The 724-nt window shown below is 55.9% G+C and carries 1 protein-coding gene; it reads right to left on the reverse strand.

What is annotated here, in order from left to right:
• On the reverse strand, nucleotides 1-680 hold a 680-nt coding region (locus tag EOA22_RS35970; protein ID WP_245478794.1), incomplete at its 3' end, for an ABC transporter substrate-binding protein.
• Nucleotides 681-724 lie beyond the last annotated feature (44 nt).

Genomic DNA, 724 nt, shown 5'->3' on the forward strand with positions numbered 1-724 from the left:
GTCAGACGCTTGATGCTTGGCGGCCCCTGATTTTCGGAGAGCGGATTGGGCCAGGCATAATCGTCATTGCTGACTAGCACGGTTTCCTGGCTGATGACGAAGCTCTCAAGCTTGAAAGGCCCGGTTCCCACAGCTTCCGTCACGCCGTAGCCGTCACTCACTGCGTCATAGGACTTCGGGCTCGGGATTCCCATGAACACGTTCGCCAAATAATAGATGAGATTTGGCTCTGGCCGCTTCATGATGAACCGGAACGCATGGTCATCGATGATCTCGACGTGGTCGATGGCGTCGACCATGAACTGATTCTCGGTGCCCGCGTATTTCGAGATCCACCACGGGATCGTGTGCGCGTTGAAGGGCTCGCCATCGTGGAACTTGACGCCCTGACGCAATGTGAAGCTCCAGCTCATCCCGTCCGGGGAATTTTCCCAAGATTGCGCGAGATGCGGATGGTAGGACTGATCGGCATCCATCTCGATCAGCCTGTCGTAGATCAAATAGGCTCCAAGATTGAGATAGGTGCCGCGGATCGGGTCGTAGTTGGGGCAGCCATTGCTGCTGCTGCCAAGCACCAGCACAAGCTCGTCCTGCGAGGCATGCGCAGGAGGAGACAGCACTCCAACCCCTGCGGCCAGCGACAGACCAGATGCCGAGATCAGAAACTCGCGTCTATTCATATTCTCTCCCCTTTTTTAGTTTTTTTGACGGCATTCCTGAGTGG

Origin of the sequence: Mesorhizobium sp. M7A.F.Ca.US.014.04.1.1, assembly GCF_003998745.1 — a bacterium.
Lineage (GTDB): Bacteria > Pseudomonadota > Alphaproteobacteria > Rhizobiales > Rhizobiaceae > Mesorhizobium > Mesorhizobium ciceri.